This is a genomic window from Sphingomonas sp. SP5, assembly GCF_058313455.1.
In genome coordinates this window covers 157,288-180,450 of record NZ_JBZFLF010000004.1, presented here as the reverse complement: position 1 = coordinate 180,450, position 23,163 = coordinate 157,288, and the positions used below count along the sequence as shown (strand labels likewise).

General features: G+C 69.7%; 20 protein-coding genes. 8 read left to right on the top strand and 12 right to left on the bottom strand.

Going from position 1 to position 23,163, the window contains the following annotated elements:
- Positions 1-38 precede the first annotated feature (38 nt).
- Both AC4GY7_RS11705 and AC4GY7_RS11700 read left to right on the top strand, forming a co-directional pair.
- Entirely contained in the window at positions 39-2,525 is a 2,487-nt protein-coding gene (locus AC4GY7_RS11705; RefSeq protein WP_491114173.1) for a DegT/DnrJ/EryC1/StrS family aminotransferase, read from the top strand.
- Complete coding sequence (locus AC4GY7_RS11700; protein ID WP_491114170.1) at positions 2,522-3,577, top strand: glycosyltransferase family 2 protein; 1,056 nt, start codon at positions 2,522-2,524, stop codon at positions 3,575-3,577. Before AC4GY7_RS11705 ends, AC4GY7_RS11700 begins: the two co-directional genes overlap by 4 nt.
- Positions 3,578-3,675: 98 nt before the next feature.
- On the opposite strand, the gene mmsB is transcribed toward AC4GY7_RS11700, so the two are convergent.
- Genes mmsB through AC4GY7_RS11680 form a run of 4 tightly spaced genes read right to left on the bottom strand, consistent with a single transcriptional unit; the run spans position 3,676 to position 7,753 of the window.
- Positions 3,676-4,548, bottom strand: a complete 873-nt coding sequence (mmsB, locus tag AC4GY7_RS11695; RefSeq protein WP_491114168.1) for a 3-hydroxyisobutyrate dehydrogenase — start codon at positions 4,546-4,548, stop codon at positions 3,676-3,678.
- A 17-nt stretch (positions 4,549-4,565) separates the two neighbouring features.
- Complete coding sequence (locus AC4GY7_RS11690; protein WP_491114165.1) at positions 4,566-5,708, bottom strand: acyl-CoA dehydrogenase family protein; 1,143 nt, start codon at positions 5,706-5,708, stop codon at positions 4,566-4,568.
- Between the two features lie 7 nt (positions 5,709-5,715).
- Positions 5,716-6,207, bottom strand: coding sequence for a hypothetical protein (locus tag AC4GY7_RS11685; RefSeq protein ID WP_491114162.1), 492 nt, complete (start codon positions 6,205-6,207; stop codon positions 5,716-5,718).
- Between the two features lie 16 nt (positions 6,208-6,223).
- The gene (locus tag AC4GY7_RS11680; RefSeq protein ID WP_491114159.1) at positions 6,224-7,753 is read right to left on the bottom strand and encodes a CoA-acylating methylmalonate-semialdehyde dehydrogenase; all 1,530 of its coding nucleotides are present in this window, start codon (positions 7,751-7,753) and stop codon (positions 6,224-6,226) included.
- 80 nt (positions 7,754-7,833) lie between these two features.
- On the opposite strand from AC4GY7_RS11680, the gene AC4GY7_RS11675 reads away from it, so the two are divergent.
- Positions 7,834-8,718, top strand: coding sequence for a LysR family transcriptional regulator (locus AC4GY7_RS11675; protein WP_491114156.1), 885 nt, complete (start codon positions 7,834-7,836; stop codon positions 8,716-8,718).
- Positions 8,719-8,758: 40 nt separating this feature from the next.
- On the opposite strand, the gene gyrB is transcribed toward AC4GY7_RS11675, so the two are convergent.
- From gyrB to kdgD, 6 genes are all read right to left on the bottom strand, one after another.
- A complete protein-coding gene (gyrB, locus tag AC4GY7_RS11670) occupies positions 8,759-11,263 on the bottom strand; it encodes a DNA topoisomerase (ATP-hydrolyzing) subunit B (protein WP_491114153.1) in 2,505 nt (834 codons plus the stop codon).
- 75 nt (positions 11,264-11,338) lie between these two features.
- On the bottom strand, positions 11,339-12,394 hold the full coding sequence (gene recF / locus AC4GY7_RS11665; RefSeq protein WP_491114151.1) for a DNA replication/repair protein RecF: 1,056 nt from the start codon (positions 12,392-12,394) through the stop codon (positions 11,339-11,341).
- Positions 12,395-12,424: 30 nt separating this feature from the next.
- On the bottom strand, positions 12,425-13,213 hold the full coding sequence (locus tag AC4GY7_RS11660; RefSeq protein WP_491114148.1) for a Coq4 family protein: 789 nt from the start codon (positions 13,211-13,213) through the stop codon (positions 12,425-12,427).
- 64 nt (positions 13,214-13,277) lie between these two features.
- Positions 13,278-14,822 (bottom strand): carboxylesterase/lipase family protein, encoded by a 1,545-nt coding sequence (locus AC4GY7_RS11655; RefSeq protein WP_491114145.1) that lies wholly within the window; start codon positions 14,820-14,822, stop codon positions 13,278-13,280.
- The gene (locus tag AC4GY7_RS11650) at positions 14,819-15,706 is read right to left on the bottom strand and encodes a LysR family transcriptional regulator (RefSeq protein WP_491114142.1); all 888 of its coding nucleotides are present in this window, start codon (positions 15,704-15,706) and stop codon (positions 14,819-14,821) included. Before AC4GY7_RS11650 ends, AC4GY7_RS11655 begins: the two co-directional genes overlap by 4 nt.
- 120 nt (positions 15,707-15,826) lie before the next feature.
- Entirely contained in the window at positions 15,827-16,756 is a 930-nt protein-coding gene (kdgD, locus tag AC4GY7_RS11645; protein WP_491114670.1) for a 5-dehydro-4-deoxyglucarate dehydratase, read from the bottom strand.
- 244 nt (positions 16,757-17,000) lie between these two features.
- Here kdgD and AC4GY7_RS11640 point away from each other — a divergent pair, with 244 nt between their 5' ends.
- The 4 genes from AC4GY7_RS11640 to AC4GY7_RS11625 all read left to right on the top strand — a co-directional run bounded on the left by AC4GY7_RS11640 (position 17,001) and on the right by AC4GY7_RS11625 (position 19,442).
- Complete coding sequence (locus tag AC4GY7_RS11640) at positions 17,001-17,342, top strand: response regulator (RefSeq protein ID WP_491114139.1); 342 nt, start codon at positions 17,001-17,003, stop codon at positions 17,340-17,342.
- Positions 17,343-17,392: 50 nt separating this feature from the next.
- Positions 17,393-18,433, top strand: coding sequence for a retroviral-like aspartic protease family protein (locus AC4GY7_RS11635; protein WP_491114136.1), 1,041 nt, complete (start codon positions 17,393-17,395; stop codon positions 18,431-18,433).
- Between the two features lie 56 nt (positions 18,434-18,489).
- Positions 18,490-18,963: a hypothetical protein gene (locus AC4GY7_RS11630; RefSeq protein ID WP_491114133.1), complete on the top strand. Its 474-nt coding sequence runs from the start codon at positions 18,490-18,492 to the stop codon at positions 18,961-18,963.
- Positions 18,964-19,043: 80 nt separating this feature from the next.
- Complete coding sequence (locus AC4GY7_RS11625; RefSeq protein WP_491114130.1) at positions 19,044-19,442, top strand: glycine zipper 2TM domain-containing protein; 399 nt, start codon at positions 19,044-19,046, stop codon at positions 19,440-19,442.
- A gap of 437 nt (positions 19,443-19,879) precedes the next feature.
- Here the strand turns inward: AC4GY7_RS11625 and AC4GY7_RS11620 are convergent, their stop codons facing one another.
- Positions 19,880-20,041 (bottom strand): hypothetical protein, encoded by a 162-nt coding sequence (locus AC4GY7_RS11620; protein ID WP_443583368.1) that lies wholly within the window; start codon positions 20,039-20,041, stop codon positions 19,880-19,882.
- 111 nt (positions 20,042-20,152) lie between these two features.
- Between AC4GY7_RS11620 and AC4GY7_RS11615 the strand changes: the two genes are divergently transcribed.
- Positions 20,153-22,039: a S9 family peptidase gene (locus tag AC4GY7_RS11615; protein WP_491114127.1), complete on the top strand. Its 1,887-nt coding sequence runs from the start codon at positions 20,153-20,155 to the stop codon at positions 22,037-22,039.
- A 13-nt stretch (positions 22,040-22,052) separates the two neighbouring features.
- Here the strand turns inward: AC4GY7_RS11615 and AC4GY7_RS11610 are convergent, their stop codons facing one another.
- Positions 22,053-23,105: a cell wall hydrolase gene (locus tag AC4GY7_RS11610; RefSeq protein WP_491114124.1), complete on the bottom strand. Its 1,053-nt coding sequence runs from the start codon at positions 23,103-23,105 to the stop codon at positions 22,053-22,055.
- Between the last annotated feature and the right edge of the window lie 58 nt (positions 23,106-23,163).

The following is a 23,163-nucleotide window of genomic DNA, read 5'->3' as shown; positions in this document are numbered from 1 at the left end:
CTAAGCGGGCGGCTGGACTTCGTCAGGACGCCCGCTGCATGGAATATCCGCTGATCGCGCCCAATCCGCCGCGGCTGTCCGCGCTGACCGACGGATTGCGTCGCATCGAGGCGTCGGGCGTGTTCAGCAACAACGGGCCGGAGGTGCGCGCGCTGGAGGCCGAGATGGTCGAGCGAATGTTCGGCGGCGTCGGCGCAGGGCTTGCCGTGGGCAACGCGACGCTGGGGCTGATGGTCGCGCTGCGTCAGGCGGCGGGGCTGCATCCGCGGCCGGGGACGCTGGCGCTGATGCCGGCACTGACCTTTGCCGCGACGGCGCAGGCGGCGTTATGGGCGGGATTGACGCCGCTGGTCTGCGACATCGAGCCCGATGGCTGGACGGCCGATCCGGCGCAGGAAGAGGCGCTGCTCGCCCGCTACGGGGATCGCATCGGCGTGATCGTGCCCTATGCGACGTTCGGCACGGCGATCGACCTCGATCGCTACGCCTGGCTTGCCAGCCACTATGGCGTCGGCGTGGTGATCGACGCCGCCGCCTCGCTCGGGACGATCGACGACGCGGGCCGCGGCTTCGGCACCGGCGCGCCGTTCACGATCGTCTATTCGATGCATGCGACCAAGACCTTCTCGGTGGCGGAGGGCGGCTTCGTCTATAGCGGCGAGCCCGGCCTGATCGATGGCTTGCGCGGCATGATCAATTTCGGCTTCGAGGCCGGGCGGAGCGCGACGCTGCCCGGCATCAACGCCAAGCTGCCCGAGGTGATCGCGCTGATGGCGCGCGCCAAGCTCAGCGGGATCGAACCGGTGTGCGAGGCACGCGCCGCGATCGACGCCGCCTATCGCACGGCGCTGGCCGGCTTTACGACGCAGGCGGTGCGGGGGCGGCGGCAGGCGACGCAGTTCATGCCGGTGCTGCTGCCCCGCGACCTCGCCGCGCATCGCCCGGCGATCATCGCCGCGCTCGCCGCCGACGGAGTGGGCGCGGGTCAGTATTTCAGCCCGCATCTCGGCGAACAGCCCCTGTTTCGCGACACCGCGGTGATCGAGCCGACGCCGGTCGCCGATGCGATCGGCGCGCGGATGCTGAGCCTGCCGATCACCGATGCGATGACCGCCGCCGATGCGCCGGTGATCGCCGGGCGCCTCGTCCGCGCGATCGAGACGGTGGCGGACGGCGCATTGGCGCGCGTGGGGGCGGCACGGGTGCGCGACGATCTGGCGACGGTGGTGATCGGCGGTGGCCCGGCCGGGACCGCGATGCTGACCGCGGCGAGCAAGCAGGGCCGGCTGGTGCCGCTCGCGACCGCGGGGCTGGCGATCGTCGAGCGCCGGCCGCGCCTCGGCGCAGGCGAACTCGGCCAATATGCGATCCGCTCCGATACGACGGCCGAGACGTTCCTGTCGGCGGTGAAGGACAATCCGCACCCTGAACTCGCCGCATTGGAGGATCATCCCGCGGCGCGGCTGATGCAACGCTATGTCGGCGAACTGGGCGCGCCGCTGGTCGATACCGCGCCGCTGCTCGCGGCGACCGCCGACCGGTTGCAGGACATCGTCGTCGCGCACGGCGGCGAGGTGCTGACCGGGCACGAGGCATCGAGCGTGCAGCGGACGGGCGACGGGCGCTGGCGGACGATCGTGCAGGGCCCCGGCGGCGCGACGCGCCAGCTGGTGTCGGCCAATGTCGTGGTGGCGACGGGCGGCCACCAGACCGACGAACAGGTCGCCGCCAAGCAGGTCGCGGGTGCGACGCTCGGCGCGCTGGCGGGCGAGCGGCTGATGCGGTCGGACGCGGTGCTGCGGCTGGGCGGCATGGCGGCGGTGCACGCGCGGCTGCGCGCGGTGCCGGCGCCCCGCATCGCGATCGTCGGCGCATCGACCAGCGCGATCGCCGCGGCGGTGCTGCTGCTGAAGGACCAGCCCGGCTTCGCCTTCGGGGCAGGGGCAATCACCATTCTCCACCGCCAGCCGCTCAAGCCCTTCTACCCGACCATCGCCGCCGCGCATGCCGACGGTTTCCACGATTTCGACGAGAACGATATCTGCCCGGTCAGCGGCTTCGTGCTGCGGCTCGCCGGGCTGCGGCTGGAATCGCGCGAGCTGGTGCTGCGGATGCTGGCGCTGGGCGGCCGCACGCCCGATCCGCGCGTTGCGACGCACCGGATCGCGGGCGACGTGGACAAAGCGGCGCAGCGGATCATCGCGGGCGCGGATCTGGTGATCGGCGCGCTGGGCTATCGCCCGCGCGCGGTGCCGCTGCTCGGCGCGGACGGCGCGCCCATCGCGCTGGCGCATCATGCCGGGCGGCCGATGGTCGACCGGCATTGCCGGATCCTCGACGCCGCCGACCGGCCGGTGCCGGGCGTCTATGGCATCGGCCTGTCGGCGGGCTTCGTGCCCTGGGGCCGGCTGGGTGGCGAGGCGAGCTTCCGCGGCCAGGCGAATGGGCTGTGGCTGTGGCAGAACGACGTCGGCCAGATGATCGTCGACCAGCTGCTCGACCGGGAGGCACAGGCGGCGGCATGAGCGCAGCGCCGACCGTCTCGGTCGTCATCCCCGGATACAACGGGGCGGGCTTCATCGGCGAAACGCTCCGATCGCTCGAACGGCAGACGCTGGCCGACTGGGAGGCGATCGTCGTCGACGATTGTTCGGCCGACGATACGCGGGCGATCGTGCGCGGCTGGGGCGATCCCCGCGTCCGGCTGATCGAGAACGCCGAAAACGGCGGGCCGGTGCGGACGCGCAACCGCGGCGTCGCGGCGGCGCGCGGGCGCTATATCGCGGGGCTCGACCAGGACGACCTGTGCCTGCCCGATCGGCTGGCGCGGCAGGTCGCCTATCTGGATGCGCATCCCGGCGTCGTGCTGGTGGGGGCGCAGGCGAACCAGCTGCACGGACGCAAGGTATCGGCGATGCACTATGCGCCGCACACCACGCCGGACCTGATCGCCTGGCTCAGCTGGATCGAGAATCCCCTTGTCTGGTCGACGGTGATGGTTCGCACCGACGTTGCGCGGATGCTGCACCCCTTCACCCGACCCGACATCCTCTACGCCGAGGATTTCGACCTGTACCATCGCATCCGGCCCTTGGGCCGGATCGCGCGGATCGACACGCCGCTGCTGCTCTACCGCCAGCACGCGGGCGGCGCGTCGAAGCGGTTCACCGATACGATGCGCGCATCCGCGATGCGGGTGCTGGCGGAGCGGCATGCGCCGTTGCTGGGGGAGGCTGGCGCGGCCGACCTCGCCATGCTGCTCGTGCTGCACAACATGGGTGGCCTGCCCGTGCCCGATCGCGCGACGCTGGTGCGGCTGGGGGAGGGGATTGCGGCGTTGCAGGCCGCTTTCCTGCAGCAGGAGCGACCCGATGCCGAGAGTCGCAAGCTGATCCGCTGGGAAACCGCGCGGCGCTGGGCGCGGATCGGGCGGGCAGGCTTGCGCTCGGGCAGCGTCGGGTTGAGCGATGTGCTTGCGGCGCGGCCGCCGCATCTGGGGCTCGGCTATGCGGGACTGGAGACGCTGCTCTGGTCGGGCGCGGTCGGGGCGGTGCGGCGGCGGATGCGGGCTGCCTGAGGGGCGCCGGCCCGCCCGCGGCCACCCTCACCCTTCCGCGCCTGCGGCGCTCCCCTCCCTCTCCCATCGGGAGAAGGAAGAGACGGCGAATCAGCTCATCACAGCGTCCGGATGATTCCCGAAAAGTCCGTCGTGCCTTGCCCCTCTGCGACGAAGGCCTCGTACAGCTCGGTCGCGTGGCGGCCGAGCGGGGTGACGGCGCCGGCATCCTTGGCCGCCTGCATGGCGAGGCGCAGGTCCTTCAGCATCAGCGCCGCGGCGAACCCGCCCTGATAGTCGCGGTCGGCGGGCGTTTCCGGGCCGACGCCGGGGACCGGGCAATAGCTGGTCATCGACCAGCTCTGCCCCGAACTGACCGAGGAAATGTCGTAGAAGGTCTGGGCATCCAGCCCGAGCCGCTCGGCCAGCCGGAACGCTTCGCAGGTCGCGATCATCGTGGCACCGAGCAGCATGTTGTTCGCCATCTTCGCCGCCTGGCCCGCGCCGCTGGCGCCGGCGTGGATCACCGCCTTGCCCATGTCGGCGAGGAACGGCTGTGCGCGCTCGAACGCCTCCTGCTGCCCGCCGACCATGAAGGTGAGCGTGCCGGCGTTGGCGGCGGCGATGCCGCCCGACACCGGCGCATCGACGGCGGCCAGGCCCTGTGCGGCGGCGGCCTCGGCAACGCGGCGGGCGGTGGCGACGTCGATCGTCGAACAGTCGATCAGGATCGCGCCGGCCGGCGCGCGGCCGAATACCGCGTCGGCATAGACGCTTTCGACATGGCTGCCGGCGGGCAGCATGGTGACGATCGCCTCGGCACCGTCCACCGCCTCCACCGCACTGGCAACGGGCAGGCAGCCGGCCGCCTTCGCCTTGTCCAGCGCCTCGGCATTGAGGTCGAAGGCGCGGACGTCATGCCCCTTCTGCGCGAGGTTCGCGGCCATGCCGCCGCCCATGTTGCCCAGTCCGATGAAGGCGGCGCGTGCCATGCCCAATCCTCTCGTTGTTATTGCCGCAGCAGGTCGCGGCCGACGATCATCCGCATCACCTGGTTGGTGCCCTCCAGGATCGAATGGACGCGCAGGTCGCGCCAGAAGCGCTCGATCGGATAGTCCATCAGATAGCCGTAGCCGCCGTGCAGCTGCAGCGCGCGGTCGACCACCGCCGATCCGGTATCGGTGGCGAGCCGCTTTGCCATCGCCGCGAAGCGCGTCTTGTCCGGCGCATTCGCCGTCACCTTGGCGGCCGCCATGTAGAGGAGCGCGCGTGCCGCCTCCAGCTCGGTGGCCATATCGGCCAGCGTGAACTGCGTGTTCTGGAAGTCGGCGATCGCCTTGCCGAACTGCTTGCGATCCTTGGTATAGCGGACCGATTCGTCGATGCAGCGCTGCGCCCCGCCGAGGCTGCATGCGCCGATGTTGAGGCGACCGCCGTCCAACCCCATCATCGCGATGCGGAAGCCCTCGCCCTCGGCACCCACCAGATTCTCCACCGGCACGCGGACGTTGTCGAACATCACCTGCCGCGTCGGCTGCGAATGCCAGCCGAGCTTGCGCTCGTTGGCGCCGAAGGACACGCCGGGCATGTCCTTTTCGATCACCAGCGCGGATATGCCCTTCGGCCCCTCCTCGCCGGTGCGGACCATGGTGACGTACACCTCGTTCTCGCCGCCGCCGGAGATGAACTGCTTGGAACCGGTGACGACGTAATGATAGCCATCGCGCACTGCACGCGTCTTCAGAGCGGCGGCGTCCGAGCCGGAGCCGGGCTCGGTCAGGCAGTAGCTCGCGAGGCGATCCATGGTGACGAGGCTGGGGAGGTATGTATCCTTCACCCCTTGCGACCCGAAGCGGTCGATCATCCACGATGCCATGTTGTGGATCGAGATGAACGCGCTGGTCGAGGGGCAGCCATAGGCCATCGCCTCCATGATGAGCGCCGCCTCGAGCCGCCCGAGCGCAATGCCGCCGCTCTCTTCCGACACGTAGATCGCGGCGAAGCCCAGTTCGGCCGCCGCCTTGATCGTCTCGCGCGGGAAGATGTGCTTTTCATCCCACTCGGCGGCGAACGGCGTGATCCGATCGGCGGTGAAGCGGCGCGCGAGGTCCTGGATCTCGCGCTGATCGTCAGTAAGGTCGAACTGGTTCATCATGTCCTCAGGCGGGGCAGCGGCTGTAGCGGAAGGCGCCGGCGCGGTCGGGCGAGCCCTTGGCTTCGCGCACCAGCGTCTTGCCGTCGTCGAGCAGGGTGAGCGTGGTCGGCTCGCTCCACGTCATCCCTTCGCCGCTCATCGGCAGGTCGAAGGCGATCTGAGCGGGCCGGAGCTGGCGGATGCTGCCGGCCTGCCCACGCGATTCGTAGAAGGACAGGCGATCGCCGGCGATCGTCAGCAGCCCCTTGTTGTCGGCGCGTGCCGGATCGCAATCGGCGCCGACCATGCCCCAGCGTCCCTGGAAGGCGGCGGGGATCGCCGTGATCGGCGAAGGGCTGGGCGCGGGGATCGGCACCACCGCATTCTGCGGATTGTCCATCAGATTGTTCGGCGTCGGCTCGACCGCGGCGCTGCCGCCGCTCTGATTGTCGACCGACTCGCCGCCAGAACAGGCGGCGAGGGTGAGCGCGGCGGCAAGGGTCACGGTCGTTCGCATCGCAGATATCCCCAGATCATCCCATGGTCGGGATGACGAACGCATCCTGGATGCGGCTGGGTCCACCATCCTCGCTGCCGGAGGGGAGGGCGGAGCCGTCGGGCCAGCGCTGCGTCACCGTCTTGACCTTGGTCCAGAACTTGACGCCCTCCATACCGTGCTGGTTGGTGTCGCCGAATGCCGAACGCTTCCAGCCGCCAAAGGTGTGATAAGCGACCGGCACCGGGATCGGCACGTTGATGCCGACCATGCCGACGTTGACGCGCGCGGCGAATTCGCGCGCGGCATGGCCGTTGCGGGTGAAGATCGCGACGCCGTTGCCATATTGATGCTCGCTCGGCAGGCGCACCGCCGTCTCGAAATCGGGTGCGCGGACGATCTGGAGGACGGGGCCGAAGATCTCCTCCTTGTACGCGCTCATGTCGGTGGTGACGCGGTCGAACAGGGTCGGGCCGACGAAGAAGCCGTTCTCATGGCCTTGCAGGGTGAAGCCGCGGCCGTCGACGACCAACTCGGCGCCTTCGTCGACGCCGGTCTGGATCCAGTTTTCCACGCGCTGCTTGTGCGCGGCGTTGACCACCGGGCCGTAATGCGCCTCCGCATCGGTGGAGACGCCGACGCGCAGGGCCTCGATCGCCGGGATCAGCTTGGCACGCAGCGCATCGGCGGTCTTGTCCCCGACCGGCACGACGACAGGCAGCGCCATGCAGCGCTCGCCCGCCGAGCCGAAGGCGGCGCCGGACAGGTCGGCGACGACCTGGTCGAGATCGGCGTCGGGCATGACGATGCCGTGGTTCTTGGCACCGCCCATCGCCTGGACGCGCTTGCCCGCCTCGACGCCGCGGCGGTAGACGTAATGCGCGATGTCGCTGCTGCCGACGAAGCTTACCGCGGAAATCGCAGGATGATCGAGGATCGCATCGACCATGTCCTTGTCGCCATGGACGACCTGCAGGATGCCTTCGGGCGCGCCGGCCTCTCGCATCAGCTCGGCGAGGCGGACCGGTACCGAGGGATCACGCTCGGAGGGCTTGAGGATGAAGGCGTTGCCGCAGGCGATGGCGACGCCGAACATCCACATCGGGATCATGCCGGGGAAGTTGAACGGCGTGATGCCGGCGCCGATGCCGAGTGGCTGGCGCATCGAATAGACGTCGATGCCGGGGCCGGCGCCCTGCGTATATTCGCCCTTCAGCACGTGCGGGATGCCGCAGCAGAATTCGATCACCTCCAGCCCGCGCTGGATGTCGCCCTTGGCATCGGCGATCACCTTGCCGTGCTCGGAACTGAGCAGGTGGGCGAGCGCGTCCATGTTTGCCTCGACCAGTTCCTTGAAGCGGAACATCACGCGGGCGCGGCGTTGCGGGTTGGTCGCGGCCCAGCCGGGCTGCGCGGCCTGCGCGGCGGCGACCGCACGATCGAGGTCGGCAGCGGTGCCGAGCGCGACGCGCGCCTGCACCGTGCCGCTGTTGGGATCGAACACGTCGCCGTAGCGGCCGGCGGCGCCGCCGGCATGGCCGACGATGTAATGGTCGATGTCGCGCATGAATCTCTCCGTTTGATATGGAGGATCGGCGCCATCAGGATTGCAGGCAAGGGCGTATATTGCCATGCTGGCCTGCATATATGCAGCTGCGCTGGGACGACCTTCAGGATTTCCTCGCCATCGCGCGCGCCGGGCAGATCGCACGGGCGGCGGCGGCGGCGGGCGTCGATCCGACGACGATGGCGCGGCACCTGCGCCGGCTGGAGGCGACGCTCGGCCAAACGCTGTTCGAGCAATCGCGTGAGGGCCAGGCGCTGACCGCGGCGGGCGAGGCGCTGCTGACGGCAGCGGAAGCGATGCAGCAGGCGGCGTCCGGCATCGTCGCGATCGGTGCCGACCCCGACCGGCTGTCGGGCGTGCTGCGGGTCAGCGTGTCGGAGGGGTTCGGGACCTGGTTCGTCGCGCACCACCTGCGCGATTTCACCGCGGCGCATCCCGACCTCACCGTCGACCTCGTCGCGAGCAGCGGGTTCCTGAGCCCGTCGAAGCGGGAGGCCGACGTGGCGGTGCTGCTCGCCCGGCCGCAGACCGGGCCGCTGGTGAGCAGCAAGCTGACCGATTATGCGCTCGGCCTCTATGCGTCCGACCTGTATGCCGCGCGTCATCCGCTGCCGGGCGATGCGGCGGCGGTGCGCGACCATCCGCTGATCGGCTATGTCCCCGACCTGCTCTATGCGCCCGAATTGCGGTACCTCGCCGAGATCGACGAGGGGCTGGTCCCGCGCATCCGCAGTTCCAGCATCAACGCGCAATATCGGCTGATCGCGGCGGGGGCGGGGCTGGGGGTGCTGCCGCGCTTCATCGGCGATGCCGACAGCAGCCTCAGGCGGGTGCTGCCCGAACGGACGATCCGCCGCTCGTTCTGGCTGGTGACGCACCAGGACACGCGCGGGTCGCAGCGGGTGCGGGCGTTGCGGAAATGGCTGACGGGGGTGGTGCAGACGCACCGGGAACGGTTTCTATAATCCTTCGTCATCCCGGTGCACGCCGGGATGACGAGGAAGATCACACGTCCAGGTTCGCGACGTTCAGCGCATTGTCCTGGATGAACTCGCGGCGCGGTTCGACGACTTCGCCCATCAGCTGGGTGAAGATCATGTCGGCGGCCGAGACGTCGTCGCTGGTGACGCGCAGCATCGTGCGGTTCGAGGGATCGAGCGTGGTTTCCCACAATTGCTCGGCGTTCATCTCGCCCAGTCCCTTGTAGCGCTGGATCGCGAGGCCCTTGCGGCCCGAGGCGAGGATCGCGTCGAGCAGCTGGGACGGCCGTGCGACCAAGCTCTCGCCGCGCGCGACGGCAGTTGAGGGGGTGGTGGCGACGCTGCCGATCGCGCCATCGCCCTCCGGCGTCGCGTCGGGCTCGGCGGCCGCACCCTTGGCAGGGATCAGCTTGCCGGCATGGGCGAAGCTGTCCGCCTGTTCGGCGGCGAGGCCGTGCAGCTTGCGCGCCTCGGCGCTGGCGATGAACGAGGCCTCGACGATATGGTGGTCGGTGACGCCGCGCCACAGCCGCTCGAAGTGGATGCCGCCGTCTTCGGTCAGCCGCGCGGTCCAGCGTGCCTCCTCGTCGCCCGAATCGAGCCGCCGCGTCACCTCCGCCACCGTCGCCGCGCGCTGTTCGCGGGTGAAGGTCGGGTCGAGCGCGCCGGCGAGCGCCAGCACCTCGATGATGACCGGATCGTAGCGGCGCGGCACGTAGCGCATCAGCGTGCGCATGCGCCGCGCGTGATCGACGAGGTGCTTGAGGTCGGCGCCGGAGCGCGGACCGCCCGGTGCCTCGAACACCATCGCGCCGACGCCCGCTTCGACGAGGTAATCGTCGAGCGCGGCATCGTCCTTCAAATACACCTCCGACCGGCCGCGCGTCGCCTTGTAGAGCGGCGGCTGGGCGATGAAGAGGTGACCGCGCTCGATCAGCTCGGGCATCTGGCGATAGAAGAAGGTCAGCAGCAGCGTGCGGATGTGCGCGCCGTCGACGTCGGCGTCGGTCATGATGACGATCTTGTGATAGCGCAATTTGTCGGCGTTGAAGTCGTCGCGGCCGATGCCGGTGCCCATCGCCTGGATCAGCGTGCCGATTTCGCGGCTGGAGATCATCCGGTCGAAGCGCGCGCGTTCGGTGTTGAGGATCTTGCCGCGCAGGGGAAGGATCGCCTGGAAATGGCGATCGCGGCCCTGCTTGGCCGAGCCGCCGGCCGAATCGCCCTCGACCAGGAACAGTTCGGACTTGGCCGGGTCCTTTTCCTGGCAGTCGGCGAGCTTGCCGGGCAGCGAGGCGATGTCCATCACGCCCTTGCGCCGGGTCAGCTCGCGCGCCTTCTTGGCGGCCTCGCGCGCGGCGGCGGCGTCGATCACCTTGCCGACGATCGCCTTGCCGTGCGCCGGATTCTCTTCCAGCCATTCGGCGAGCTTGTCCGCCATCAGCGATTCCAGGGGCTGGCGCACCTCGGAGCTGACCAATTTGTCCTTGGTCTGGCTGCTGAACTTGGGATCGGGCAGCTTGACCGAGACGATGGCGGTAAGGCCTTCGCGCATGTCGTCGCCGGTCAGCGTCACCTTCTCCTTCTTGAGGAGGCCCGACTTTTCCGCATAATTGTTGAGCGTGCGGGTCAGCGCCGCGCGGAACGCGGCGATATGGGTGCCGCCGTCACGCTGGGGGATGTTGTTGGTGAAGGCGAGGACGTTTTCGTAATAGCTGTCGTTCCATTCGAGCGCGACGTCGATGCCGACCTCGTCACGCTGGCCCATGATCGCGATCGGATCAGGGAACAGCGGCGTCTTGGCGCGGTCGAGCCACTTCACGAACGCGGCGATGCCGCCCTCGTAATAGAGTTCGACCGTCTTGGGCTCGTCATGCCGCGCGTCGGTGAGGAACAGGCGCACGCCCGAATTGAGGAAGGCGAGCTCGCGATAGCGATGTTCGAGCTTGTCGAAATCGAACTCGGTGATCTTGAAGGTCGCGGGCGAGGGGAGGAAGGTGACGCGCGTCCCCTTCTTGCCTTCGGCCTGGCCGACGACCTTGAGCGGCGCGACCGCATCGCCGTGGGCGAAGCGCATGTAATGCTCCTCGCCATCGCGCCAGATGGTGAGGTCGAGGAATTCCGACAGCGCGTTGACCACCGACACGCCGACGCCGTGCAGGCCGCCCGACACCTTGTAGGCATTGTCGTCGCTGGTGTTCTCGAACTTACCGCCGGCGTGGAGCTGGGTCATGATGACCTCGGCCGCCGACACGCCTTCTTCGGGGTGGATGCCGGTCGGGATGCCGCGGCCGTTGTCGGTGACGCTGACCGATCCGTCGGCGTTCAGCTGGATGTCGATCCGGTCGCAATGGCCGGCGAGCGCTTCGTCGATCGCATTGTCGCTGACCTCGAACACCATGTGGTGGAGGCCCGATCCGTCGTCGGTGTCGCCGATATACATGCCCGGCCGCTTGCGCACCGCGTCGAGGCCCTTCAGCACCTTGATCGACGAGGCGCCGTATTCGTTCGCATTCTGGGGTTCTGCCATGGCGCACGATATAGGGATTGGCACGCTGTAACGAAAGCGAAATGGGCAGCCTGTCCAGGCCGTCTTACAACACCGTCAGCCCAGCGCCAACCGCGTCGCATCGTCGCCGATCGCGGCGAACAGGGCGGGTTCGGTGCCGGTCATCCACACCTGGCCGCGGCCGGCGAGGCGGTCGAACAGGGCGGCGCGGCGCAGCGGGTCGAGGTGGGCGGCGACTTCGTCGAGGAGCAGGACGGGGGCGTGGCCGGTGCGCTCCGCGACCAGTTCGGCATGGGCGAGGACGATGCCGAGCAGCAGCGCCTTCTGTTCGCCGGTCGAGGCGAGCGCGGCGGCCTGCCCCTTGCCGAGGTGGGTGACGGCGAGATCGGCACGATGCGGTCCGGCGAGCGCGCGGCCGGCGGCGGCGTCGCGGGCGCGGTTCTGCCGCAGTTCGGCGGACAGTCGCGCCGCATCGCCGCTCCATCCCTGCAGTGCGAGCGCGGCGCGGGCGAAGGGGCCGTCGGGCTGGTCGGCGAGCCGGGTGGAGAGCGCCGCCACCGTGTCGCGCCGTGCCGCCTCGATGGCGCCGCCATGCTCGGCCATCTGCGCCTCCAGCGCGGTCAGCCATTCGGGGTCGGCGGGGTCCTCGGCGCCGAGCAGGCGGTTGCGTGCGCGCATCGCCGCTTCGTAGCGGGCGGCATGATGGGCATGCGCCGGCACCAGCGCCAGCGTCAGCCGGTCGAGGAAGCGGCGACGCTCGCCCGCCGGTTCGACGAACAGCCGATCCATCGCCGGGGTCAGCCATAACACCGTCAGCCATTCGCCGAGCGTGTTGGCGGTGGCGGCCGCGCCCTGGATGCGCAACTGGCGGCGTTCGGGCGCGGCCGCGAGCGTGCCGGTGGCGATCTCCACGTCGCCGCCAGCCGCCGCCAGCGTCGCGGCGATGCCGAAACCGCCGGGGCCGTCCTGCCGTTGCATGTCCGACAGCGCCGCCCGGCGCAGCCCGCGGCCGGGCGCGAGCAGCGACACCGCCTCCAGCACGTTGGTTTTGCCCGCGCCATTCTCGCCGGTCAGCACGACGAAGCCGGGGCCGGGCGCCAGCACCAGCCCCGCATGGTTGCGGAAATCGGTGAGGCGAAGGCGCGACAGCATTGCGCCTCCGCCTAGCAGCATCGCAAGGGGTTAGGCGAGTGCCGCCTTCGCCTGCGCCTGTTCCTTTTGCGCGGAGGCATAAGAGGCGAGTTGCGCGCCGAGCGCGACCTGTGCCTGCCGGTAGAGCACGGGGTCGGCGATCCGCAGCCGCCGGCGCGCGGCATCGAGCGGTTCGTGCATCAGCGCCTCGTAATCCTCGCCGAGCAGCCAGGCCGCGCGCTTGCCGTTGCGATAGCCTTCGCGCACCGCCTTGGCGAACAGCGTGCCGCCGGTCGCGCGCAGCGATTTCAGCGCCGCACCGCCGGCGATGAACGCCCAGCCGAGCCCGCGCGTCTGCGCATAGGAAAATGCGACGAGGCAGGCCTCGCCCATCGTCTCGTCCGCCTTGTAGCCGGTGAGGACATGCCAGATATCGTGCACGTCGCGCGTCCGCCGGCCCATCCAGGCATAGGGGTGGACGACGTCGGTATCGCTCGGGTCGATGCGGCTCACCTCGACGAGGCCATCGGCGGAATAGCCCGTGGTGTCGAGGAAGTCGCGATAGGCGGCGCCGACCGTGCCGGGGGCGAAGCCGTCGACCCAGGCGCGGTCGGAGAAACGCTGCGCCAGTTCCTGCCGCTCGTAGGCGATGCGCCCGCCGTCGCTGGTCGCGAGCAGCCGGCCATAGGCTTGCGCGGTATCGCCGACGTTGAGCGCGCGCATGATGCGGAACACCTGCGTCGTATCGTCGCCATTGGCGAGCAGCTTGCGCAGCGCGCCGAAAGCGGTGCGCCAGGCGCGCTTGCCGGTGGTGCCGGGAAAGGGAGGAAGCTTCGCCATCGGACTCGATTCCTTACTGACAATTGTGTCAGTATATGGCGTCCGGGTCAGGTAGACAAGATCGTCAGCCGCCCGGCTTGATATAGGGTGCGACCGCGAACAGCAGGCGTTCCTCGCGGCGGGGATCGTCCTCCACGCGGACGCGGCGATCGAAGATCATCGTCGGGCGGCGGGCAAGGTCGTAATGCGGCCAGGCGGGAAGGGTGCCGCCATTGGGATCGCCGGTGCGGGCGAGGCGGATGAAGGCATCCGCCATCCGGCCGGCAAGCGCCTGCGCACCGGCGTCGTTGCCGGTGCGGGCGCCGGGCAGCCGGGTGTTGTCGAACACGAGGCCGATATCGAGCGAATGGAAGGCGCCGAGCACGCCGCCCGCTTCCGGCGCGGGGAAGTCGAGCTGGTACATCCACGTCGGCGCGCCGATCTTCGCCCGCTCCTCCGCCTGGATGAGATGGCCGGGCCACGACCGGCCGGCGGTGGAGGCGGCAAGCAGAATCTGGCCCGGCGTCCGTTCGGGGTACAGCTGGCGATAGCGCGCGATGACATGGTCGACGCCGACATCCTTGGTCATCTGCGCCAGCAGCCGTTCGGGCAGGTTCGCCCATGTCGTGTCGCCGCGCTTCAGGATCGGCTCGATCCACAGCGCCGTCTCGTCATGCGTGTTGCCGATGACCAGCGGGATATGTGCCGCCTCGCGCGGGGCATCGGGAAAGAAGGGGTGGCGGGTGAGCAGCCGGTGGTCGAGCGTCGAGGTGAAGCTGATCTCGCCCTTGCCCTCCAGCGGGTCGGTCATCGCCATCGCCTCGACCAGCCGGCCGACCGGCAGCGTCGCGAGTTCGGCGGCGTCGCGGGCGCCGGCCTTCGCCATCCAGGCGCGGGCACGGGCGGTGGCGTGGTTCGGGCCGGCGGCGGTGACGTGCTGGCCGCTCATCGTCGCGGCGGCGTGGAACAGCGGCCGGGCCTCCGCCATCGCCATCAGCGTCACCACCTTGGCGCCGCCGCCCGACTGGCCGAAGATCATCACGCGGTTCGGATCGCCGCCGAACGCGGCGATCGAATCGCGCACCCATTGCAGCGCGAGGACGATGTCGAGGTTGCCGACGTTGCCGCTCTCCGCCGGTCCACCGGCCTGCGCGAGATAGGCGTAGCCGAGGCCGGCGAGCCGGTGATTGAGCGTCACCACCACCACGTCGCCACGGCGGACGAGGCGGCCGCCGTCGTACAGCGGGTCCGATCCCGATCCGTGCGCGTGGGCGCCGCCGTGCAGGTAGACCATCACCGGCCGACGCCCGGCGTCGAGCGCGGGCGTCCACACGTTGAGGAACAGGCAATCCTCGCTGGTCGCCTCGTCCGCGCGCGTCTGCGGCGCGGCGGCACCGTAGCGGGTGGCATTGGCGATATCGCGCCATGGCTGCGGTGCCACGGCGCGGCGGAAGCGGCGCGGCGTGGTGTCGGCGCCGTAGCGGATGCCGCGGAAGACCAGCACGCCGTCCTCGCGCAGGCCGCGCACGCGACCATGCCGGGTGGTGGCGATCGGATCGCCGCCCCGCGCGCGCGCCGCCGCGGCCGGCAGCGCGGCGATGCCGGCGAGGAGGCTGCGACGATCGATCATCCCGCCATCTCCGTGCACAGGCGCCGCATCGGCGGCAGCGCCGGATTATGATTGTCGCGCCGCCACGCCATGAACAGTTCGACGGGTCGTTCCGGCTCGGTGGTGAGGCGGCGGTATTGCACGTCCATCAGGTGCAGGCCGGATGCCGATTCGGGCACGATCGCCGCGGCGAGCCCGGCATGGACGAGGCCGAGCATCGAATGGATCTGAGTCACGTGCTGCACGTAGTGCGGGCTGACGCCGGCTTCGTCGAACAGGCGGATCAGCATGTCGTGGAAATAGCCCGCGCCCTGCCGCGCATACATGATAAGCGGCTGGCCGTCGAAGTCGGCGGGCTCCAGCACCGATTTGGCGCCACGCGGATCGCCCGCCGGCAGGGCGACGACCAGGGGTTCGTGCAGCACCAGCGCGGTGTCGAATTCCTGCCGGGTGATCGGCGGGCGGATGAAGCCGATGTCGATCAGGCCGGTGAGCAGCGCATCGACCTGATCGGTGGTCACCATCTCGCGCAATTCGAGATCGATGTTGGGCAGGGCCGCGCGCGCCTGCGCGACGATCTGGGGCACGAGGTTGTAGCCCGACACCGCGGTGAAGCCGATCGCGACCTTGCCCGCATCGCCCTTGGCGACGCGGCGCGCGGACAATTGCGCGCTTTCGGCGAGCCGGACGATGCGCCGCGCCTCGATCAGGAAGACGCGGCCCGCAGGGGTGAGCGCGACGTTGCGGCTGGTGCGTTCGAGCAGCGTCACGTCGAGGATGCGCTCGAGCAGCTGGATCTGCCGGCTCAAGGGCGATTGCGTCATGTTGAGCCGCTGCGCCGCACGGCCGAAGTGGAGTTCCTCGGCGGCGGCGACGAAGCAGCGGAGCTGGCTGAGTTCGAACATGGCTACACCCTAGAAGGGGCTGACGCAGTAGCAATCACCGTCATTGCGAGCGTCAGCGAAGCAATCCAGAGCCACGCGCGACGCCCTGGATTGCTTCGCTGCGCTCGCAATGACGAAAGGTCAGGCCGCGGCGGCGAGGGCCTGCGGATTGACCCGTTCGATGAGGACGCGCAGCCGCTCGTGCTCGTCGTGCGACAGGTCGGTGAGCGGCGAGCGGACCGGGCCGGCGTCGCGCCCGACGATGCGCATGCCCGCCTTGACGATCGATACCGCATAGCCGCGGCCCTGGTTGCGCAAGGTGATATAGGGCAGCACGAAATCGCGCAGCTGGCGCAGCACCTCGGCGCGATCGTCGGCACGCACCGCTTTGTAGAAGGCGAGCGCCCATTCGGGCATGAAGTTGAAGATCGCCGAGGAATAGGTGGTGACGCCCATCGTCAGATAGGGCGTGGCGAAGGTTTCCGCGGTCGGCAGGCCGCCGATATAGGTCAACCGGTCGCCCATCCGCGCATAGATGCGGGTCATCAGCTCGATGTCGCCGACGCCGTCCTTGAAGCCGACGAGATTGGGGTTGCGCTCGCACAGCCGGGCGAGCGTCTCGTCGTCGACCACCGCATTGTCGCGGTTGTAGACGATGACGCCGAGGCCGGTGGCGCGGCACACCGCCTCGATATGCCGTTCCAGCCCCTCCTGCTTGGCGCCGACGAGATAGGGAGGGAGGAGCAGCAGGCCGTCGGCGCCCGCGCGCTCGGCGTCGCGGGCGATGCCGGTGGCGATCGCGGTGCCGTAGCCGCAGCCGGAGATCACCGGCAGCCGTCCGTTCGCCTCCTTCACGGCGGCAGCGACGACGGTCGCGACCTCGGCCGGGGTGAGCGAGAAGAATTCGCCGGTGCCGCCGGCGGCGAACAGGCCGGTCAGCTCGTGGCCGAGCATCCAGGCGCAATGTTCGCGATACGGCCCTTCGAGGAATTGCCCGTCGGCGTCGAAATGGGTGACGGGGAAGGACAGCAGGCCGCCGCCCAGGTGGCGCGCCATGTCGGCGGGGCTCATCGTCGTCACTGGCTGTCTCTCCTGTCGGCGCCGTCGCTGCGACGCGGGTCTCGCCATGCTGGGTAGGGGGCGGGGCGGGGGGCGTCCAAACCAAAGCCGCGATGGATCGATGCACGGCTTGGCTCGATCGGGCCAAGGACTTGATCCGGCGGGATCGCTGTTGCCGCCTGGCGGTTGTGGCCGGGTTTTTCAGTGGCGATGGAGTGTCGAGGTGGACGGGGCCGGCGTGTTGCAGGGAAAAAGGGTGCTGGTGGTCGAGGACGAATGGCTGCTCGCCGAGCATCTGCGCAACGTGGTGGAGGATGCAGGTGGCACGGCGATCGGCCCGGTGGCGACCGTGCAGGCGGCGCTGATGCTGCTGGACGGCCTCGCCGAGCTGCCCGATGCGGCGACGCTCAACGTGCGGCTGGCGGACGACCTCTCCTATCCGGTGGCCGACCGGCTGGCGGCGGACGGTGTTCCCTTCGCCTTCATCACGGCAAATCGGGCGGAGGACCTGCCCGAACGGTTTCGCGCGTGCCCGGCCATCGCCAAGCCGTTTCGCGATGCGGAGGTCGCGGCGCTGCTGAGCCGGTTGACGCGGTAACCATCGGCGCGCCGGTTGGCGTCCGCCGCCGGGCGGTGCTACGATCGGCCATGGTCGCGTGGCGCCTCGTCTGGCTTGCCGGCGTGCTGTCGCTGGGCGCGGCGCGGCCGCCGCAGCGCGTGCCCGATACGCCGCCGCGGATCGCGCCGGGCGAAGCGCAGATCGACGATGCCCTGGAGATCACGGGCGACAGCATCGCCGGCGAACAGCTGGACACGCGCATGGCGGTGGGGGTGACGGTGGACGGCCGCGGGCCGTACCGCTTCGTGGTGGACAGCGGAGCCGATCGCTCGGTGATCGGCGAGCGGCTGGCGCGTGCCCTTCAGCTGCCGGCGGGGCGGTCCGTGATGCTGCACGGCATGGCCGGGTCGAGCCGTCGCGACACCGCCATGATCGCGCGGCTGGGGATCGGCGGCAGCGTGGTGGAGGATATCGCGGCACCGGTGCTGCCCGAAAGCGCATTGGGTGCCCGCGGGCTGATCGGCATCGACGCGTTGCGCGGGCAGCGGCTGATGCTCGATTTCGAAACCAATGCGATCACGGTCGAGGATACGCGTCGTCCGGTACAGGTGCGCGCCGACGAGATCGTCGTCACCGCGCGCCGCCGTGGCGGGCAGCTGATCCTGACCCAGGCACGCGCCGGCTGGGTCGGCATCCGCGCGGTGGTGGACACCGGATCGCAGCTGACCATCGGCAATCTCGCGCTGCGCGACGCCCTGTATCGCCGCCGCACACCGCCCGACATGGTGCCGGCGACGCTGGTCAGCGTGACGGGCGAGACGATGGTGGTGCCGCTGGCGATCGTGCCGGAGATGCGCGTCGGCAGCATCACCATGCGCAACGTCGCCGTCGGGTTCGCCGACCTGCCGCCGTTCGCCCTGTTCGGGCTGCGTGACACGCCGGCGATGATGCTGGGAACGGACCTGATGGCCAATTTCCGCCGCGTCTCGCTCGATTTCGGCGCGCGCAAGGTGCGGTTCCAGCTGCGCCGCTGCCAGATCGCGCCCGTCGCCGACACCGGCTGGCGATCGGTGCGTCTGGGCGGCGAACCAGCCGGTGGATGCCCGCCCCGGCCATCGCCCAGGCGCTGATCGGAACCCTGGCGGAGCCCTGCCGTTGGGCAGGACAAAGCCAGCAGACCGGGATAATGATGATGGATTACAAGAAGATCGGCTTCGGCCTCGGTGCTTTCGTCGCCGGCGCGGCGGCCTGGACCGCGGCGGCGGCGGCGTTTGGCCCCAACCCGCGCAAGGGCGGGAGCGGGTCGGACGATGCCGGGTCCAGCGCTGGCTCCGGCGTCGGCGCGGTTCCCGGCGACAGCACGACCAGCCCGATTGCACCACGTCCGGCGACGATGGCGGCGGCGCCCGTCGGCATGGCGGAAACCGACAAGCATTTCGAGGAGCGTCCCGCCAATCCGGCCGCCGAGCACGTGCCGACCGACCTGATGGGCGATGCCCATCCGGGCAACGATACCCGTGCGGTCGAGGCGTTCCGCCCCGATCCCACCGCGGTGCCGACCGACGAGGGGAAGGAGGCGCTGCGCCCCGCCACCGGCCCCGCGCCGACGCTGGTCGCCGATCGCGGCAGCGGCTTCAGCGAGGCGACGGGCGCGGCCTGAACCATCGTCGTTTCCATGGCGCAACCAATTGGGTGCGCGCGCATTCTCCAGATCATTGAGCCATATCAGGAGAGGATCCGATGCGTGCACCCTTGATCGCCATCGCCGCGGCAGCCACGCTGAGCGGTTGCGCCACCTACGGCGGCGACAGCCGCTACCGGGGCTATTCGTCCTACGATTATGATCGGGTCGATCCGGCCTATGGCGGCTATTATGCCGACCGCTATTATGTCGACAATGCCCGGTATCGCGAGCGTCGCCTGTCGAACCGCGATCGCATCTACCGTGGTGAGAACGGGCAATATTACTGCCGCCGCAACGACGGCACCACCGGCCTGATCGTCGGCGGCGTCGCAGGCGGCGTGCTCGGCAACATCATCGCGCCGGGTGGTTCGGGCCTGCTCGGAACGCTGCTGGGCGGCGCGGCCGGCGCTGCGGTCGGCCGTTCGGTCGACCGTAACAACGTGCGCTGCCGGTAGGTGAATCCGAACCCCGATCGCCCGTAGGGCTATCGCACATGGGCTCTCTGGATCCGGGGTGGTGTTCTTTGACATTCCGTCATGCCGGACTTGGTCCGGCATCCACCGTGCCGCACACCAATACGCTATTGGTTTTGCGGCACGGTGGACCCCGGAACAAGTCCGGGGTGACGAAGAATCATAGGGTAGTATCCCCCTTCGCCCGAGCCCGGCAGTCGTCCTAGCCATATGCGATCGCCCGGGAGGCATTGCCGAGTAGTCAGGCGTTTGCCGACGCCTGACTGTTTGTCGAAAGGTATTCGGTTCCTTCGGACGCAGTGCCTGTGGGTGGCGGCCCTTACAAGCTCAGGGCAAGCAGGAGTGGTAAGCGGGCCGGACAGGCCAGACGGCTTCCGTCGCGCCGGCTTCCCTCCCGACCGCCGCATCGTCGCTTGGTGTCAGTCGTTATCGAGCAGCGATGACTTGCGCGGGATCGTCTCGCCCTTGGGCTGGCCCTTGTCGAGCGTCTCGCTCGGGCGGCGGGCATCGCCGGGGCGTTGATGCTCGGTCGACAGGTTGGGGCTGTCAGTTTCGGTCGTCGGCTTGATATCGTCCTTCATTGTCGGCTCCATCGCAACATGGCGGATCAACGGACGGGATGGTGGCGCCGTTCCGCTTGCGGTGACATGGGCAGCCGCTAAGGTGATACACCGTCTCATGCCGGAGTTCCGATGCGCCTGACCCTTGCCGCCGCCCTGTTGCTTGCCGCCGCCGCGCCCGCCGTCGCGCAGGATCTGCGCTCCTATGCCGGGCTGGCGCTGGCTCCGGCCGGCGACCGGATCGTCGATGTCGAATATGCCGGCGGCCGTGGCCTCGTCACGGTGCGCAGCGTCGCCGACGGGCGCGTGCTGCGGACGATCGATCCGTGCGAGACCTGCTCGTACAGCAATCCGACGTTCGCGCCGAACGGCGACATCGTGTTCCTGGCACGGGGCGCGGCAAAGGGCACGACCCTGTTCTATGCCGACGCGAAGGGCGCCCGCACCGTCGCGACGGTGGACGGCATCGTCCAGACGCCGCGCGTGTCGCCCGACGGCAAGCGGATCGCGGCGCTGGTGACGCTGGGCGCCGCCAAGCAGCCCGGTGCGACCCAGGTCGGCGCGCGGATGGTCGGCGAGATCGGCGAGAAGAACGACGAACAGCGGCTCGCCGTGTTCGACGTCGCGGGCACGACGACCGTGGTGACGCCGCTGTCTCCGGCGGGCCGCTATGTCTACGAATATGACTGGACGCCGGACAGCCGCGGCTTCGTCGCGACGACGGCCTTGGGCAACGGCGATGCCAATTGGTGGGTGGCGACGCTGGACGCGATCGATGCGCAGAGCGGCGCCGTCCGACAGATCGCCAGACCGACCACGCAGATCAACCAGCCGCGCGTGTCGCCGGATGGCCGGACGGTCGCCTACATCGGCGGGCTGATGAGCGATTTCGGCTCGATCGGCGGCGACGTGTTCACCGTGCCGCTCGCCGGAGGCGATCCGCGCAACGTGACCCAGGGGGCGAAATCCACCGTCACCACCATCGCCTGGACACGGGGCGGCCTGCGCACGGTCACCGTGGCGGGCGACCGGGTGCAGTTCGGCACGCTGACGCCGGGGCAGCCCGTCGTCCCCGGCTTCGCCAAGCCCGCGACCGCCTCCGCCGGCGATGGCCGCGCGGTGTTCTCCGCCGACGGGCGCATCGCCGCGGCGGTGGTGCAGGATTTCAGCCACGCCCCCGCCATCTACGCCGGGCCGATCGCCAGTGTGCGTCAGGTCACCCACGACAACGATGCCGCGCCCGCGCTGGTGAATGCGCGCAGCGTCAGCTGGAAGAACGAGGGCTATGACGTCCAGGGCTGGCTGATCGCGCCATCGCAGGCCGCGCAGGGCAAGGCACCGATGATTACCGTCGTGCACGGCGGGCCGTCGGCGGTGTCGATGCCGACCTATGTGGCACCCGAATCGGGCATCGCGGAGATGGTGAAGGCGGGCTATTATCTGTTCATGCCCAATCCCCGTGGCAGCTTCGGTCAGGGGGAGGCGTTTACCGCCGCCAACAAGCGCGATTTCGGCGGCGGCGACCTGCGCGACATCCTCGCCGGGATCGATGCGGTGGAGCGGATCGCGCCGATCGACGACAATCGCCTGGGCCTCAGCGGCTGCAGCTATGGCGGGTTCATGGCGATGTGGGCCAACACCCAGACCAACCGCTTCAAGGGCATCGTCGCGGGTGCCGGCCTGTCGAACTGGGTCAGCTATTACGGCACCAACGGCATCGACCAGTGGATGCTGCCGTTCTTCGGCAAGACGATGTACGACGACATGAAGGCCTATGAGGACGTGTCGGCGGTGTATCAGGCGAAGAAGGCGAAGACGCCGACCTTCATCTACGTCGGCGAACGCGATATCGAGGTGCCGCCGACGCAATCGATCGAATGGTGGCACGCGCTGAAGGACAATGGCGTGCCGGTCAGCCTGGTGATCTATCCGGATGCGGGCCATTGCGTGCCCGGCGAACCCGACGTGCGGCGCCGGACCGTCGCGTGGTTCGATCGCTATGTGAAGAACGCGCGATAGATCCCGCGTGGGGTCAGAACAGCGGCTTGCCCGAATCCTTCCACTTGTCGAGCACGGTCGCGGCGGGGGGCAGGCTGTCGGGCTGCGGCTTGGTGAGGGGGCTGCCGCTGTCGGCATGGCCGGGAGGCATGTCAGGGGCGCGGGTCACCGGAGCCGATGCGACGGGCAGAGGCGCGGCAGCGGCGATCAGCGTGGCTGCGGGCGTGACAGCCGGTGCGGCGGGAGGAGCATGCGGCCCGGGCAGGGGCTCGCCGCCGCGATAGACCTGCGCGAAGGCGGCACGCGTGCCCCAGAAGCCCTTCCACCGGTGGAACAGGTGCGCGCCGACCACGTCGGTCAGCACCAGGCCGCGGTTCCAGGCCGGAGTCACCGCATAGGTGTGGTAATGCGTCGCCAGACCGACCGGCGCATAGACATAGCCGGCGAGCGCCATCGCGGCGTGGCGTGCCGCGCGTGCCCATGCGGTGCGCGACGGGATGCGGGCCATCGCCCCGTCGCAGGCGAAGCTGAACTGACAGCCGGCGCGCTCCGATCCCTGATAGACGACGCCGCAGACGGTGGCGGGAAAGGCGGGGTGGCGCACGCGGTTGAGGATCACCTGCGCCACCGCGGACTGGCCGGCATCCGGCTCGGACGCCGCCTCGTAATAGATCGCTGCCGTCAGGCATTGGAGCGCACGGTCGCGATCGAGCGTGCTGGCCAAGCGGGTGGCGAAGGGCGCGGCGGCGGCGATGCCGGCATCGGCACGGATCGCGGCGTTCGCGGCGGCCGCCGACACCGGCAGCGCGGGTAGCGCGGCGGTGCCGGTGACGCCCTGTGCGGGCGCGGCCGTGTCGACGGCGGGGTCGGGCGCGGCGTTCGCGTAGAGCAGCGCCGCTCCGGGGAAGTGCTCCTCGACCTCGTAGCCGGTGGCGGCCGGCAGCGGCGGCCCGCCGGGTGCATCGTGCGCGACGATCGCCCGCCAGGCGGCGGCGGTCGACAGGGCGAGGATGAGGATCAGGCCCAGCCCGACCAGCGACAGCCACACGCGCGTCATCGTCCGGATCGTCTGCATCGGCACCCGCATGGCCGCCGCATAGCGCAAACGCGACATACCGTCCGCCGGGGATTCCGCCCCGTCCCGG

Excerpts from the sequence above, each read along its gene's own strand:
- AC4GY7_RS11705 (WP_491114173.1), top strand. The coding sequence starts at position 39 with ATGGAATATCCGCTGATCGCGCCCAATCCGCCGCGGCTGTCCGCGCTG.
- AC4GY7_RS11675 (WP_491114156.1), top strand. The coding sequence starts at position 7,834 with ATGCAGCTGCGCTGGGACGACCTTCAGGATTTCCTCGCCATCGCGCGC.
- AC4GY7_RS11700 (WP_491114170.1), top strand. The coding sequence starts at position 2,522 with ATGAGCGCAGCGCCGACCGTCTCGGTCGTCATCCCCGGATACAACGGG.
- AC4GY7_RS11615 (WP_491114127.1), top strand. The coding sequence starts at position 20,153 with ATGCGCCTGACCCTTGCCGCCGCCCTGTTGCTTGCCGCCGCCGCGCCC.
- mmsB (WP_491114168.1), bottom strand. The coding sequence starts at position 4,548 with ATGGCACGCGCCGCCTTCATCGGACTGGGCAACATGGGCGGCGGCATG.
- AC4GY7_RS11610 (WP_491114124.1), bottom strand. The coding sequence starts at position 23,105 with ATGCGGGTGCCGATGCAGACGATCCGGACGATGACGCGCGTGTGGCTG.
- AC4GY7_RS11680 (WP_491114159.1), bottom strand. The coding sequence starts at position 7,753 with ATGCGCGACATCGACCATTACATCGTCGGCCATGCCGGCGGCGCCGCC.
- AC4GY7_RS11685 (WP_491114162.1), bottom strand. The coding sequence starts at position 6,207 with ATGCGAACGACCGTGACCCTTGCCGCCGCGCTCACCCTCGCCGCCTGT.
- AC4GY7_RS11660 (WP_491114148.1), bottom strand. The coding sequence starts at position 13,213 with ATGGCGAAGCTTCCTCCCTTTCCCGGCACCACCGGCAAGCGCGCCTGG.
- gyrB (WP_491114153.1), bottom strand. The coding sequence starts at position 11,263 with ATGGCAGAACCCCAGAATGCGAACGAATACGGCGCCTCGTCGATCAAG.
- AC4GY7_RS11690 (WP_491114165.1), bottom strand. The coding sequence starts at position 5,708 with ATGAACCAGTTCGACCTTACTGACGATCAGCGCGAGATCCAGGACCTC.
- AC4GY7_RS11630 (WP_491114133.1), top strand. The coding sequence starts at position 18,490 with ATGATGATGGATTACAAGAAGATCGGCTTCGGCCTCGGTGCTTTCGTC.
- AC4GY7_RS11620 (WP_443583368.1), bottom strand. The coding sequence starts at position 20,041 with ATGAAGGACGATATCAAGCCGACGACCGAAACTGACAGCCCCAACCTG.
- kdgD (WP_491114670.1), bottom strand. The coding sequence starts at position 16,756 with ATGAGCCCCGCCGACATGGCGCGCCACCTGGGCGGCGGCCTGCTGTCC.
- AC4GY7_RS11655 (WP_491114145.1), bottom strand. The coding sequence starts at position 14,822 with ATGATCGATCGTCGCAGCCTCCTCGCCGGCATCGCCGCGCTGCCGGCC.
- AC4GY7_RS11625 (WP_491114130.1), top strand. The coding sequence starts at position 19,044 with ATGCGTGCACCCTTGATCGCCATCGCCGCGGCAGCCACGCTGAGCGGT.
- recF (WP_491114151.1), bottom strand. The coding sequence starts at position 12,394 with ATGCTGTCGCGCCTTCGCCTCACCGATTTCCGCAACCATGCGGGGCTG.
- AC4GY7_RS11650 (WP_491114142.1), bottom strand. The coding sequence starts at position 15,706 with ATGTTCGAACTCAGCCAGCTCCGCTGCTTCGTCGCCGCCGCCGAGGAA.
- AC4GY7_RS11635 (WP_491114136.1), top strand. The coding sequence starts at position 17,393 with ATGGTCGCGTGGCGCCTCGTCTGGCTTGCCGGCGTGCTGTCGCTGGGC.